This is a genomic window from Martinezella sp. CNPSo 3795, from assembly GCF_057784475.1.
On sequence record NZ_JBXSOQ010000001.1, the window covers coordinates 283751 to 297400 of the forward strand.

12 protein-coding genes and 1 pseudogene are annotated in these 13650 nt (G+C 59.8%); 7 read left to right on the top strand and 6 right to left on the bottom strand.

Annotation, left to right across the window (positions count from 1 at the left end):
• Positions 1–102 precede the first annotated feature (102 nt).
• The 5 genes from AC13QY_RS01395 to AC13QY_RS01415 all read left to right on the top strand — a co-directional run bounded on the left by AC13QY_RS01395 (position 103) and on the right by AC13QY_RS01415 (position 4920).
• Positions 103–1194, top strand: a complete 1092-nt coding sequence (locus AC13QY_RS01395; protein WP_113350733.1) for an ABC transporter ATP-binding protein — start codon at positions 103–105, stop codon at positions 1192–1194.
• Between the two features lie 22 nt (positions 1195–1216).
• Positions 1217–2380, top strand: a complete 1164-nt coding sequence (locus AC13QY_RS01400; protein WP_488492685.1) for a polyamine ABC transporter substrate-binding protein — start codon at positions 1217–1219, stop codon at positions 2378–2380.
• A gap of 86 nt (positions 2381–2466) precedes the next feature.
• The gene (locus tag AC13QY_RS01405; protein WP_113350731.1) at positions 2467–3333 is read left to right on the top strand and encodes an ABC transporter permease; all 867 of its coding nucleotides are present in this window, start codon (positions 2467–2469) and stop codon (positions 3331–3333) included.
• Positions 3333–4145, top strand: coding sequence for an ABC transporter permease (locus AC13QY_RS01410; protein WP_113329485.1), 813 nt, complete (start codon positions 3333–3335; stop codon positions 4143–4145). Before AC13QY_RS01405 ends, AC13QY_RS01410 begins: the two co-directional genes overlap by 1 nt.
• A 13-nt stretch (positions 4146–4158) precedes the next feature.
• Positions 4159–4920, top strand: a complete 762-nt coding sequence (locus AC13QY_RS01415; protein WP_113350730.1) for an SDR family NAD(P)-dependent oxidoreductase — start codon at positions 4159–4161, stop codon at positions 4918–4920.
• Between the two features lie 46 nt (positions 4921–4966).
• Here AC13QY_RS01415 and lhpI read toward each other — a convergent pair whose 3' ends face one another.
• From lhpI to AC13QY_RS01430, 3 genes are all read right to left on the bottom strand, one after another.
• Positions 4967–6664, bottom strand: coding sequence for a cis-3-hydroxy-L-proline dehydratase (gene lhpI / locus AC13QY_RS01420; protein WP_488492686.1), 1698 nt, complete (start codon positions 6662–6664; stop codon positions 4967–4969).
• Between the two features lie 72 nt (positions 6665–6736).
• The gene (locus AC13QY_RS01425; protein ID WP_488492687.1) at positions 6737–7978 is read right to left on the bottom strand and encodes an NAD(P)/FAD-dependent oxidoreductase; all 1242 of its coding nucleotides are present in this window, start codon (positions 7976–7978) and stop codon (positions 6737–6739) included.
• Positions 7978–8133: a hypothetical protein gene (locus tag AC13QY_RS01430; RefSeq protein ID WP_162746295.1), complete on the bottom strand. Its 156-nt coding sequence runs from the start codon at positions 8131–8133 to the stop codon at positions 7978–7980. Before AC13QY_RS01430 ends, AC13QY_RS01425 begins: the two co-directional genes overlap by 1 nt.
• Positions 8134–8234: 101 nt before the next feature.
• Here AC13QY_RS01430 and AC13QY_RS01435 point away from each other — a divergent pair, with 101 nt between their 5' ends.
• Positions 8235–9287 (top strand): Ldh family oxidoreductase, encoded by a 1053-nt coding sequence (locus tag AC13QY_RS01435; RefSeq protein WP_488492688.1) that lies wholly within the window; start codon positions 8235–8237, stop codon positions 9285–9287.
• 91 nt (positions 9288–9378) lie between these two features.
• Here AC13QY_RS01435 and AC13QY_RS01440 read toward each other — a convergent pair whose 3' ends face one another.
• The 3 genes from AC13QY_RS01440 to AC13QY_RS01450 all read right to left on the bottom strand — a co-directional run bounded on the left by AC13QY_RS01440 (position 9379) and on the right by AC13QY_RS01450 (position 12433).
• Complete coding sequence (locus AC13QY_RS01440; protein WP_488492689.1) at positions 9379–10341, bottom strand: dihydrodipicolinate synthase family protein; 963 nt, start codon at positions 10339–10341, stop codon at positions 9379–9381.
• Positions 10342–10465: 124 nt separating this feature from the next.
• Positions 10466–11167 (bottom strand): GntR family transcriptional regulator, encoded by a 702-nt coding sequence (locus tag AC13QY_RS01445; RefSeq protein ID WP_113329490.1) that lies wholly within the window; start codon positions 11165–11167, stop codon positions 10466–10468.
• A gap of 99 nt (positions 11168–11266) precedes the next feature.
• The gene (locus AC13QY_RS01450; RefSeq protein WP_113329491.1) at positions 11267–12433 is read right to left on the bottom strand and encodes a GGDEF domain-containing protein; all 1167 of its coding nucleotides are present in this window, start codon (positions 12431–12433) and stop codon (positions 11267–11269) included.
• Positions 12434–12701: 268 nt separating this feature from the next.
• Here AC13QY_RS01450 and AC13QY_RS01455 point away from each other — a divergent pair.
• A pseudogene (locus tag AC13QY_RS01455) lies at positions 12702–13577 on the top strand (ornithine carbamoyltransferase).
• Positions 13578–13650: the final 73 nt, after the last annotated feature.

Here is a 13650-nt window from a genome sequence, read left to right on the forward strand (position 1 = left end):
CTTTCGGGGTATATACCTCGTGAGAAGCTCGGGCTTACTCTTTCCTTAACGACGGTGGCAATAAGGCAGATCAAGACTGCCGACCAACCGCAGGGAACAGACGTGGCATCCGCTTCAACGAACGATATCGAATTCCGTTCGGTCACAAAGAGCTACGGCGCCGTGACCGCCGTAACGGACATCAATCTCAATGTGCCCAAAGGCGCATTCCTGGCGCTTCTCGGCCCTTCCGGCTGCGGCAAGACGACGTGCCTGCGCATGATCGGCGGCTTCGAACAGCCGAGCGAAGGCACGGTGCTGATCGACGGACGCGAGATGAACGGCGTGCCCGCCTACCGGCGCCCGGTCAACATGGTGTTCCAGCACTACGCGCTGTTTCCGCATTTCAACGTCGCCCAGAATGTCGCCTATGGGCTGAAGCAGATGCGCCCGAAGATCGGCGGTGCCGAAATCGACCGGCGCGTCGCCGAAGCGCTCGAGATGGTTCGCCTCGGCGGTTTCGCCAAGCGGCGCATCCATGAAATGTCCGGCGGCCAGCAGCAGCGCGTGGCGCTCGCGCGCGCCATCGTCAACCGTCCCTCCGTGCTCCTGCTCGACGAGCCGCTGGCGGCCCTCGACAAGAAACTGCGCTCGGCCATGCAGATCGAGCTTCAGACGCTGCAGCGCGAGCTCGGCATTACCTTCGTTCTTGTCACTCACGACCAGGAAGAAGCGCTGTCGATGGCCGATATCGTCTGCGTCATGAGCGCAGGGCGCATTCGCCAGCTTGGCACCCCGCAGGAAGTCTATGATCGCCCGGCCGATCTCTTCGTCGCCGATTTCGTCGGCAAGACCAATCGCATCGAGGCGACGATGGAAGCCGATGGCGAAACGCTTCGCCTCGCGGATGGTTCGGCGCTTTCGTCCGGCAAGCGACTGGCACCGGGCGCGGCAATTGCGGCTCTGCGCCCGGAGGCAATCCATCTCAGCCGCGACATGGCTACATCCGGCACGTCCTTTAAGGGCACGGTGACGCATCGCATCTTCCTGGGCTCGTCAGCCGAATACGCAGTCACCGTCCCCGGTCTCGGCGATTTCCTGATCACGTCGGATCGCCGCAGCATGAACGACAGCGATCTCGTGGGTCCGGGCGAAGAGGTCTTCCTCGGCTTCGACCCCACGGCCCTCCATGTCTTTCCAGCATCGAATGCATAAGCCAAAACAAGGGAACAGCATCATGAGCAAGGATTACAAAGACAACCTTCCGATTTCAGCCGAAGGCTTCATGGACGAATTCATGCGCCTGAAGCGCGGCTCTATCAGCCGTCGTCACTTTCTGAATATCACCGGCCTCAGCCTTGCAACGGCGGTCCTGTCGCGCGTCCCTGGCGCGCTGTCGACACCCGCCTATGCCGCCGGCGAACTCGGCACGCAGATGTCGATCGCGACCTGGCCGAACTATCACGATCCTGCGACCTTCGAGAATTTCAAGGCCGCAACCGGCGTCGCCGTCGAGGTCAACGTATTCGGCTCGAACGAGGAAATGCTCGCAAAGCTGCAGGCAGGCGCCTCCGGCTGGTCTCTTTACGTACCGACGAACTACACGATTTCGACCTATCACAAACTCGGCCTCATCGAGGAACTCGATCTGTCAAAGATCCCTAACTTCAGCCAGGCAACGGAAAGCCCGCGCTTTACCAAGGAAGGACAGATCGACGGCAAGACCTATGCCGTGCCGAAGAACTGGGGCACGACAGGCTTCTCGGTCAACACCAAGAAGATAAAGACCAAGCTTTCGAGCTGGAAGGACTTCTTCGAGATCGCCCAGACCGAGGCCGACGGCCGCGCTATGGTCCACGACTATCAGCTGACCACCATCGGCAGCGCGCTCGTTTCCCTCGGCTACGATTTCAACTCGATCAAGCCGGAAGAGCTTGCCAAGGCCGAGGAGCTGCTGATCAAGGTCAAGCCGCATCTCTTTGCCATCAACTCCGACTATCAGCCGTCGATGCGTTCGACCGATGCGTGGCTGACCATGTGCTGGACCAATGACGGCGCGCAGCTTAACCGCGACATGCCCGAGCTTGAATATGTGCTCGGCAAGGATGGCGGCGAGATCTGGACCGACTATTACGCGATCCCGAAAGATGCGCCCAACAAGGCGGCAGGCTATGCCCTGCTCAACTATCTGATGGACCCGAAGAATGCGGTGAAGGAGCACATCGCCAATGGCGCGCCGACCACCGACAGCCGTGTGATCGAGCTCCTGCCGAAGGAAATCACCTCGAACAAGATCGTCTATCCGGATGAAGCCTCGCTGACGCCGCTTGAATTCGGTGCCGCCGTGACGCTCACCGATCCGAGCCGTGCCGAACTGATGGCACGCTTCAAGTCGGCCTGATCGTTTTTCTTCGACCCGATCCCTGCGCCATGACGGCGGTAAGGGATCGGCTTCCTTCCCAGCACCGGCGGACAAAGAACCTCTCGATGCCCCTTAACCCAGCCACCAAACGGCGCCTCGTCACCGCTGCCCTCGTCGGGCCGGCAAGCATCTGGCTGTTCGTCTTCCTGGTGCTGCCCTTCATCGCCATCATCGTCTTTGCCTTTGGTGAGCGTGCACCTGAAGGTGGCTATCAGGCAGCTTTCACCTTCGCGCAATTCGCCAGTCTTGGCTCGCGGTCTGCTGCTTTCATCAATACGTTGATCCTTGCGCCGATTGGTGCGGCTGCCTGCCTGCTCGTTGCCTATCCGGTCGCCTATTATCTGGCCGTCAAGGCGAGCCCGCAACGCCGCCTGCTGCTCGTTTCACTGGTCGTCGTTCCCTTTTGGACGAGCTTGCTCGTGCGCACATACGCCTGGATGTATCTGCTCGGCGCACGCGGCATACCGCATCTGCTGGAATTCCTGGGCATAGAGAATGTCCGGCTCATCAACACACCCGGAGCCGTGCTGCTCGGCATCGTCTATGGCTATCTGCCGCTGATGATCATGCCGATCTATGTCAGCCTGGAAAAGCTCGACCGCCGATTGCTCGAGGCATCCGCCGATCTCGGCGCCAAGCCTATATCGACCTTCTTCGGCATCACGCTGCCGCTATCCTTGCCTGGCGTCATGACGGGCGTCGCCCTGGTGACGATCCTGTTGCTCGGCGAATATCTGATCCCGCAGCTGCTTGGCGGCGGCAAGGTGTTCTTCATCGGCAATGCGCTTGTCGACCTCTTCCTGCAATCGCGCAACTGGCCGTTCGGATCGGCGATCGCCGTGACGCTCGTCGCCGTCGTCGTCATCGTACTACTTGTCGCGATGCGCATTGCCTGGCGCGTTGCCGGCACCCGTCAGGTGGATCTCGTCTGATGCGCGCGCTCGTTACTTTCGTCTATCTGTTCCTCTATACGCCGATCGCGCTCGTCGTCCTGTTCTCTTTCAATGCCGGCCGCAATGCCAGCGAATTCACCGGCTTTTCGACGCAATGGTACGGACGGGCGCTGTCCAATACCTTCCTGATGGAAGCGCTGCGCAATAGCCTCATCATCGCCTTCACCAGCGCAGCACTTGCGGCGGTCTTCGGCACGATGGCAGCAATCGGCCTAGAGCGGCTCGGTCCTCGCGCCCGCGCCGTCTTCGACGGGCTCTTTGCCGCCGCGATCGTCGTGCCTGGTGTCGTCATCGGCATTGCGACGCTGGTGGCACTCGTCGAGGTCTTCGGTATCATCAACCCATTGATCGCGGCCATCTGGCCTGGCGATCAGCCGCCGAGATTCGCGCTCGGCTATGGCTCGATTATCGCGGCACACGGCCTCTTCACCATGGCGCTGGTGACGATGATCGTGAAGGCGCGCATTGCAAGCCTTGGCCGTGACATCGTTGAAGCCTCCAGCGACCTCTACGCCACGCCGCTGACCACGTTCCGGCAGATCGTGCTGCCGCAGATCATGCCGTCGATCCTCGCCGGCTTCCTCCTCGCCTTCACCTTCTCCTTCGACGATTTCATCATCGCCTTCTTCGTCGCAGGATCGAACACGACGCTGCCGATCTATGTCTTCGCCTCGATCCGCCGCGGCGTCACGCCGGAGATCAACGCGATCGCGACCATGGTGCTGATCGCATCGCTCTTCCTCATTCTCATCGCGCGTTTCCTGATGCGCGAAAAGACAACGACAAACTGACCAGGGAAACATCATGATACTCAAGGATCGGGTCGCAATCGTCACCGGAGCCGGCTCCGGCATCGGCCGCGCCGGCGCGCTGATCATGGCGCGCGAAGGCGCCCATGTGATCGTCGCCGATATCGACTTGGCAAATGGCGAGGAGACCGTGCGCCAGATTACCGGGGCGGGTGGCAGCGCCGAAAGCCTGGTCGTCGACGTCATGGACGATCAGGCGCTTGAGGCCGGCGTCGCAAAGATCGCCGCGAGGCATGGCCGCATCGACATCCTGCACAATCACGCAGGCGCTCAGGTTGCAGGCAATCTGGAAGAGGTCGCTGTTTCCGGTTTCGACGCGTCCTGGAACCTGAATGTGCGGGCGCACTTCATGGCTTCACGCTTTGTCATGCCGGTCATGAAGAAGGCCGGAAAGGGTGTCATTCTCAACACCTCGTCATCATCAGGCGTACTTTATGACCGCGAGATGATCGCCTACACCACCTCCAAGCATGCGGTCATCGCCATGACCCGGCAGATGGCTGGCGACTATGCCCGCTTCGGCATCCGCGTCAACGCGCTCTGCCCCGGCTGGGTCGACACGCCGTTCAACGCGCCATTCATCACGCAGATGGGTGGACGCAGCGCCATTGAAGATTACATCGCCGAGAAAGTGCCGCTTGGACGATGGGCCGATGTGTCGGAAATCGCCGAACCGATTCTGTTCCTCGTTTCCGACCGCTCCTCCTACATGACAGGACAAATCCTCGTCGTCGATGGCGGCGAAACGGTCGTCTAGGCTTACGGACGAAAACGTCGCACCGATGCGTGGAAACAGTGCACCGTCATTCCTCCCAAAGCCAGTCCGGCAACCCCGCTGCAACGCGCCCGACGACAGCCGCCTCAACACAATCGGCAAGGCTGCCAAAGCGCACGGCGCGTCCGCTGAGCCCCGGCCCGTAATGCGCATACTTGCCCGAATTGGTCATGACCGCACGCGTGCCGGGCGGAAAGACCGGCTCGGAGATCGAGCACCAGCAAAGGTCGGGCAAAACCTGCACGCCGCTGCCGCGCAACCGCGCCAGTGTCCCGTCCACCTCCGCAGCCGCGATGACATCGCGTCCTGCCGTGACGATGACCATTACCTCAGGCAAGCGGCGTCGGCCGGCAAAGGCATCGGCGAGCATATGACATTCGGCAAGCGAGGCATGCGGGCTGCCGATGGCGACAAGCTCGACGGCTTCCGGCCCCTCGTTCAGTATTTTCCAGGCGGCTGCCATGTCGGCGCGTGTGATAGTCAGGCGATCGGCATTCGGATCGTGAGCATCGACAGCCTCCGGCGTCACGCCATCGACATGCAGCATGGGAGCAGCAGACGTCGTGCCAAAGGCAGCGCAGAGCGCCTTCAGGTCGTCGCGTGACGGATGTCCGGCGGCAAGACCACGCAGCAACGGAATGCGATCGGGAGACGCCTTTCCGGCGAGATAGCCGATGATCGGCCAGAAAGCATCGTCGCGACCTTCTGGAAGTTCAACGTCGAGGATACGCGTCGCCTTGCGATTTTCATCCAGATATACGCCCGAAAGCGGCGCGCGACCTGTCAACGCAATACAAAGATCGAGGAAATCGGGATGCTTGGCGGTGCGCGCACCAAGCACGCTGTTGGCGAAGATGACGGCATTGGACTCCGCCCAGCCAATGGCCTCGCCGGCGCCCGGTGCGCCGTCGAGCAGATAGGGAGAGCAGGTGAAAGTCGGGCGGCAACCCATGCGCACATAGGCATCCGCCAGCCGCGCGGCGGGATCGCCAAAACCCTCCGGCACGCCCTGCGATCTCCAATTGGCGCGATCGACCGAAATGGCGTTCATGGTGGTAGGTATCCGCACACGCCCGCCGAGCTCAGCCATTTTTTCGGCGAAGGTCAGGTTGGCCGGGCTTGCATAGATACATCCATCGATATGGCCCTGCGTCACGTCGATAAGGGAAGTGGCACCCTGCTGAGCCGCCATGGCGGTCAATATGCGCATGGCCTGAGCAGCCGCAACGCCTTCGCCGCCCTCCAGCATGGACCGGTCGGCCTGCGTCAAGGAAAGCCCGGAGATAGCAGGTGGCAAAAGGGGCATGGTCTCGCCATCTGCGACGACGGCAGCGGTTTCGACCTTGACCGTTTTTGCCTGCGCCAGGCGCACAAAGACATCCGGATGGAGCCGCACGACAGGCAGCTGCCGGCCGAACATTTCGGCGGCGACAAGTGCGCCGAGCGTCAGCACATCCTCGGCTTCGCAAAAGATCAGGGCAGCCGGCGCGCGGCCCGTCAGCGCGAGATCGAGCAGCACGCCGGAGCCGCTGCAGGAGCCACGGCTCGAAGGCATCATCAGAATTGCGCCGGTGAGACATTCGCCATGCAGCGGATGATGGATATCGATGACCTTTCCGGTGGCCGGATCGACCCCACCCCAGAAGCTGAGGGCCTCTTGCGTGGCGATGACGCGGCCCTCCGCCGTGCCACCCATGATGCTGCGAGCCGATGCCGTGTCGTTCATTTCATCGTGGGTCCATATGCGAGAGGATTGTAAGCACCGATGTGGCAATGCACATCGGCATGTCTGTTTGCATTAGAAGCGTTGCGGCGAGAATGGCGTCAGATCGATCGCCGGCGCCTGCCGTGTCAAAAGGTCGGCGACAATACGCGCCGTGCCGGCCGATTGGGTCAAACCGAGATGACCATGGCCGAAGGCATAGATTACGTCCGGCGTCGCCTTGGCGCTGCCGATCGCAGGCAGGCTGTCGGGCAGCGATGGGCGGAAGCCCATCCATTGCACGCCACCTTCCGGCTTGAGATCGGTCAGGAAAGTGCGCGCCTTCTGCAGCATGGCTTCGGAACGGCGAAAATTCGGCGGCAAGGCCAATCCGCCCAGCTCCACCGCACCGCCGACACGAATGCCGGTCGAAAGTTTGCTGACGACGAAGCCATGGCCGCCGAAGGTGATCTGCGTGCGCAGGTCGAAGGCATCGGCCGGAAGCGTCGTGTTGTAACCGCGCTCGGTTTCGAGCGGCATGTGCTCGCCCAGCGTTTTGGCGATCCGATGCGAGAAGGCGCCGGCGGCCAGGACGACCTTGCCGGCCTGGCGCAGCTTTCCATCCGCAGCCACCACCTCGACCCCAACCGGAAGCGCCCGAAGCGACGAAATCTCCGATGTCTCGATGACGCCGCCGCGGCTGCGGAAATGCTTAGCCAGCGCCAGCGTATAAAGCTTGGGATCGGCGATGGAATACCAGCCCGGCGTGAAGGTGCCGAGGATGAAGCGTGACGCCAACCCGGGCTGGATCGCTGCCATCTCGTCGGCTTTCAGATGCTGGAATTCGATGCCGTGACTGCGGCGAACCTCCCAGCCTTGCAGCGAAGCGCGAAATTCCGCCTCGCTTTCATAGACCTGGAGATTACCCTCCTTGCGCAGCATGGAGAGCGTCTCCGTCGCGGCGAGAAAGGGCTCAAGTTCGGCCTTGGAAAGATCCATCAGGCTTGTCTGCGCCGCCGTGGAGTGGGCCACGCGTGAGGGCTGGCAGGCACGCCAGAACCGAAACATCCAGGGCGCGATCCTGAGTGCATAGGCAGGCGGCACCGAGAGCGGCCCCAGCGGATCGAGGAGCCATTTCGGCGCCTTTTTCAAGATGCCGGGGGACGCCAGCGGCAGGATATCCGTGAAGGCGAAGGCACCGGCATTGCCGGCCGAAGCGCCGGCGGCCGGCCCCTCGCGATCGACGACAACGACTCTCAAACCGCGCGACTGAGCCGCAATCGCGGCGGATAGGCCTATGACGCCGGCTCCGATGACGATAACGTCCGGTTTTGCCATCAACGCACGCTCGCGAGAGATTTCTGCATTTCTGGATGCTCCGGTTTGCCGAAAATCTGATTAGGCCAGCCGATCCCGGTCATCCCGCCCTGACGGATATAGGTGGCGCAATCCGGAGCATCGCGGACGGGCGCTGTCATGCAAATCATGGTCATCCCTTCTCCTCACATGCCCCAACGGCACGACGGCTCATGTCGATTTTTTGTATTCTTTTTGTATTTATAATTTTCAAGTCTATGATGCAAGCGAGCATAATATGGGAGAACCGAAATTGACTGACGTGATCACCCTGACGCCTGATGCGCTGCGAGGCCGTGTCGAAGCGATCCTTTCAAATGCCGGCATCAATGCGCAGCAGGCCGGTGCAATCGCGCGGGTGATCGTCGCCGGCGAACGCGACGCCTGCAAGTCGCACGGCGTCTACCGCATCGAAGGCGTGTTGCGTGCGGTCAAGGCCGGCAAGGCGCGGCCGGATGCGGTGCCGGTTCTCGAACAAAATGATGGCTCCGCCATCGTTCGCGTCGATGCCAAGAGCGGCTTTTCCAATGCAGCCTTCGAGCTCGGCATGCCTGTGCTTGCCGAACGGGCCCGCCGCTTCGGCATTGCCGCACTCGCCATCAACGACTGCACGCATTTCGCAGCGCTCTGGCCGGAGGTGGAAGCCCTGACGGATCGAGGCCTTGCCGCCTTTGCCATGTGTCCGAGCTATTCCACGGTGGCACCCGCCGGAGGTACAGCGCCGCTCCTTGGAACCAATCCCTTCGCCTTCGGCTGGCCGCGCCTCGATAATCCGCCTTACGTCTTCGACTTCGCGACGTCGGTTGCCGCCCGCGGCGAGATCGAGCTGCATCGGCGCGCCGGCAAACCCCTCCCCGAGGGCTGGGCGATCGATGCCGAGGGCCAACCGACCACGGATCCGGAAGCGGCACTGGCCGGCGCAATGCTGCCGTTCGGGGGGCATAAGGGGTCGGCGATCGGCACGATGATCGAGCTTCTGGCCGGCATCATGATCGGCGACTTCACCAGCCGCGAGGCGCTCGATTATCTCGGCTCCACGGCCTTCGCACCGCGGCACGGCGAACTCATCGTCGCCTTCTCGCCGGAGGCCTTCGCTGCTGGTCGACCTGGAAATCCGCTCGCCCGTGCGGAAGTGCTGTTCGAAGCGATTGTCGGCCAAGGCGCGCGCCTGCCGTCGCAACGCCGCTTTGCCGCCCGCGCTCGCGCGGAAAAGGACGGTATCCCGCTGACAGCAGAGGAAATCCGGCAACTCGATCGCCTTGAGAAACTCGGCCTAGACGCCGTAGCTTGAGCAATATCGAAATGTAAGTGAAAGCCAACGTAAGGTAACAAAAAGAGGCCCATTCGGGCCTCTCATGTTTGGGTTTAAGCTTGCGACCGCCTCAGGCCTTGTACTTTTCCACGGCACCCGGAAGCTTGCTCCATTCCGCATACCAGCTGTTGAACAGCTTGAACTGCGCTTCGACATAGCCGCGCTGGCTATCGTTCAAGACGTCGCTTTCGTTGAAATGCAGCTCATATTCCTTGTCTCCCTTCAGCACCATCATATGCTTGAAGAAGAGAACCAGATCCGGACCTTCATCGAAAGAAGACAGAACGGCAAGCGCCTGCTCCAGCTCGAGCGCGCGCTGGCGCGCATCGACGTCGCCCTTGGCGGCCGCCTGGGCAAGGTTGCAGAGATGAACGACTTCCCTCGGCAACACGTTGCCGATGCCGGTAATGGCGCCGGTTGCACCGCAATTGACGAAGCCGTGGAAGACCGCCGTGTCAACACCGATCATCAGCGATACGTCATCGTCGCGGCTGGTGATGTTTTCGGCGGCATAGCGCATATCGGCCGGGCCGCCGAACTCCTTGAAGCCGACGAGATTGGCATGTTCAGCGCGTAGCGCGAAGAAGAGATCGGCGCGCGTTGCAAAACCATAGTAGGGGCTGTTGTAGATGACGGCCGGAAGATCGGGGGCGGCCGACAGGATCGCTTTGAAATGCGCCTTCTGGGCGGCGATCACTGAGCCGCGCGACAGCACGCGGGGGATGACCATCAGCCCCTTGGCACCGACCTTCTGGGCATGGGTAGCGTGGGCTACGGCCGATGCCGTATTGACGGCGCCGGTGCCGACGATGACGGGTACGCCCGCTTTGGTCAGCCGATAGACGCCCTCCATGCGTTGCGCATCGGTCAGAAGCGGCCAATCGCCCATCGAGCCGCAATAGACCACAGCCGACATGCCCTCGGCGATCAACTGCTTGCCCTTGCGCACCAACGCATCGAAATCGGGACTGCGATCGGCTTTGCACGGAGTCATCAAGGCCGGGATCACCCCGGAGAAAATGCTGGACTTCATCTTTCTATCCTCTTGGGCCGGGGGTGGATCGGCTATCAGCCCAGCTGCATCCGCCACCGCGCCTCACCGTTTTCGCAGCATTGATATACCTTTGTATTTATTTTGTCGACAAGAAATATGCAAATCAAAGGCTGACGTCGAGACGGTCCCCGCGCATCAGCAATTTCTGGATTTGGGCGACGATCTGCTCAGCATGTTCGCGCGCAAGGCGCTCGGCAAGTTCCGTATCCCGCGCCTCGACAGCGGCAATGATTTCATCGTGCTCCTCGACGAAACGACGCGGCAGACGATCGTCGTAGGATTGGTAATAGAGGCGCAGGAGGCGCCGTCCCTCATCTAGCAATCGCGAGAAGAGGCTGGTGAAATAGGGGTTGCGGCCAGCCTCGGCGATCGCGAGATGAAGCGCGGCATTGGTGGAGATCATGGCGAGCGCATCCTGCGCTTCGACGGCATCGGCGAACTCAGCCTGAAGCGCGCGCACACCTTGAAGATCTTCCGGACGATGATATTTGGCGGCAAGCTGCGTTGTCACCCGATACATCAGCACCAGCGCATCGAAATAGCTATGCATGTTGAGAAAATCGATCTGCGAGACCATGGTCGAGCGGTTGGGCAGCGTATCGATCAACCCCTCGCCTGCCAGCCGCACGAGCGCCTCGCGGATCGGCGTGCGCGACATGCCGAAGCGTTCGGAAAGCTGCACCTCGTCGATGGGGCTGCCAGGCGGCAATTCGAGATCCAGAATTTCGTCCCTCAGGATATCATAGACCACCTTCACGCCGGAGCCGCGCTTGCGCTCGTTTCGGAGGCTTGTTTCATTATCCATGGCTAACTGACCTCTTCTTTCAGCGTGAGAAATAAAGGGGCATGCCAGCTAAATCAACGCCGCTTCCCGGCATTCGGGGCCTTTACCAAAAATCGAGGATTACGCCGAGCGAACGTAAACTTCGGCGACAAAGTCGCTGCTCGCATCACAGACCCGGTTTCGTCCGCCTGCCTTCGCCAGATAGAGGGCACGATCCGCTTCGCGACAAAGCTCGGCTAGCGACCTGCATTCCCGGCTCACCTTCGAAATGCCAATGCTCGTCGTCACCACCACATCGACACCGAGATCCGGAAATCGGGTTCGCTGAACAGCTTCTCGAATGCGCTCGGCCTGGATAAGCGGCTCTCCTGCTTTCAAGGGAAGAAAGATTATGAACTCCTCTCCTCCCTGCCGCGCGAAAATGGCGGACGACGGCAGAATCGCCTCTATTGTTCGCGATACTGCAACGAGAACTTCATCTCCCGCCGCATGACCCCAACGATCATTGAAATGCTTGAAGTGATCGATATCGAGATAAAGAATGGCATCTCCATCCCGAAGCCGTGCGGAAGCGTTCTCGTTGAAGAAGCGGCGATTATAAAGACCGGTCAGGCCATCTCGCTCGGCTGTTTGTCTGAGTTTTATCTGTTGGCGCTCGCTTATGAAAATGACGATCGACAGCGCCAGCACGAACTTGGAAAGGATCATCAGCAGGAAGCCGCTCGCCACATCGAGAAGGACAAAGGAATGGAACGAGAACTCGAAGGCCATTATCAGCGATAGCAGGCTGCAGGCCAATAATATTGCGGCAACGAATTTTCTGATCGGCAGCGGTTCGCGAAAGGAATCCTTGAATATGACGCTCGCCGCGCCGGCAAGCATCACGCTGCCGAGGGAATTGAATGTCACCGCCCGATATGTATTGTTCAAATGAAATGCCGTGAAAGCTCCGACAAGCAAAGTCAGCAGCGCAGGCAGCAATGCAAGAGCCGGTATCACCTTTCTGTCGGGATCGCTGATCACTACGAAAGATGAGCCGAGCAGTGAATATCCAAGCACGGCGCAAACGAGATTGATAAGGCTGAGAGGCGCATAGAATGCCGTATAGGTTTCGGCATATCCGGCCAATGTTGATGCCGCAGCGAGAATTACGAAACTTGAGGCAAGCAGACCAACGCCGCGGCTTTCATTCGAGCTATATTTCAGATAACCCAAAGTCACCGCACCAGCGATATAGGATGTCTTTTGGAGAAAGAGCACCGTCGGCATATCTAATTCATTGATCATCGAAAACTACCAAAGCAGCCGGAAAGCATCGCGGCCTCGATACTCCGAACGATCTAAAGATTTTGCCAATGGGGTTGCTAAAGATCTTGAAAAAGCAGCATCTGCGATAAGTCTTCGCCGAAAGCAGATCACCGCTATGGGCGGGACTGGCATCAAGGCAACACCGGTCGGCTGACGCTTCTCCGCCATTGCGCCGGATCGAAAACTGCCTAGGGTAAACGCCTCGCCTCCGTTGCAGAAAGCTGCCGAATTCAACCTTGAACACGCTATGAATTTTATGTCGAACAGAGATTTTCTCGAGTTTCACTCGTTGCCCCCGAGCGTTATCCTAGGGATTATTGACCGGGCAGACCAACTTGCAAAGCATTGGCATGAACGCACGATGCCACAAGCCCTGTTCGGCAAGCGCGTGGGCATCATTGTCGACGACACGGGATGGAGAAACACGACCGCTTTCGATCTCGGCGTGAAGGCGATGGGCGGCATATCTGCTCAACCTCTCATCAGCTTCAGTACTCGCGAACCCACAGCCGATCTAGCGGGCTACCTCGATAATTGGCTTGATCTTCTTGTCGTCAGGACAAAAGAGCTTGCTACTCTGCATGAGCTTGCTGCCGCCGCGGAAGCACCCGTTATCAATGCCCGAACAAGAACCAATCACCCTTGCGAAACGCTTGGCGATCTTGCCTATATCAAGAGCGTAAGAGGAACGCTTGATGGCCTCAAGGTTGTCGGAATTGCGCCAGACGCCAATATATTGAGATCATGGGTCGAGGCATCACGATCGATGCCGATGCACGTCGTCCAGGTCTATCCGGAGCGCTGGCACGTCACCGACCCGGACCTTCTGAACTCGAATTTTGAAAGCAGCAGGGACATTCGCCATCTGCTCGATGCGGACGTCATCATTACCGATTCATGGCCAACGGACGCAGAAGAAGATGCGTTGGCTGAGTATCGGGTGTCGGCTTCGCTTCTCAACGAAGGAAAGTAAGGCGCTATCTTTTTGCCATGCCCGCTAGTCACGAGAGGTCAGGAACTGACGGCGGATGCAAAGCTGCATACAGCCTGCCAAAGCCGATTGGCCAAGGCATTTTTGCTTCATGCCCAGAATGCCTTGATTGAGTGGATGATGACGTCGTAATCGTCGATGACGACATGTCTTGCGATGCGACGCAAATAGCGACCACGACTCTGATTGGTTTTCGAACTTTGAA

Coding starts and splice junctions, on each gene's coding strand:
- AC13QY_RS01405 (WP_113350731.1), top strand. CDS start 2,467: ATGCCCCTTAACCCAGCCACCAAACGGCGCCTCGTCACCGCTGCCCTC.
- lhpI (WP_488492686.1), bottom strand. CDS start 6,664: ATGAACGACACGGCATCGGCTCGCAGCATCATGGGTGGCACGGCGGAG.
- AC13QY_RS01450 (WP_113329491.1), bottom strand. CDS start 12,433: ATGATCAATGAATTAGATATGCCGACGGTGCTCTTTCTCCAAAAGACA.
- AC13QY_RS01425 (WP_488492687.1), bottom strand. CDS start 7,978: ATGGCAAAACCGGACGTTATCGTCATCGGAGCCGGCGTCATAGGCCTA.
- AC13QY_RS01400 (WP_488492685.1), top strand. CDS start 1,217: ATGAGCAAGGATTACAAAGACAACCTTCCGATTTCAGCCGAAGGCTTC.
- AC13QY_RS01430 (WP_162746295.1), bottom strand. CDS start 8,133: ATGACCATGATTTGCATGACAGCGCCCGTCCGCGATGCTCCGGATTGC.
- AC13QY_RS01410 (WP_113329485.1), top strand. CDS start 3,333: ATGCGCGCGCTCGTTACTTTCGTCTATCTGTTCCTCTATACGCCGATC.
- AC13QY_RS01440 (WP_488492689.1), bottom strand. CDS start 10,341: ATGAAGTCCAGCATTTTCTCCGGGGTGATCCCGGCCTTGATGACTCCG.
- AC13QY_RS01435 (WP_488492688.1), top strand. CDS start 8,235: ATGGGAGAACCGAAATTGACTGACGTGATCACCCTGACGCCTGATGCG.
- AC13QY_RS01415 (WP_113350730.1), top strand. CDS start 4,159: ATGATACTCAAGGATCGGGTCGCAATCGTCACCGGAGCCGGCTCCGGC.
- AC13QY_RS01445 (WP_113329490.1), bottom strand. CDS start 11,167: ATGGATAATGAAACAAGCCTCCGAAACGAGCGCAAGCGCGGCTCCGGC.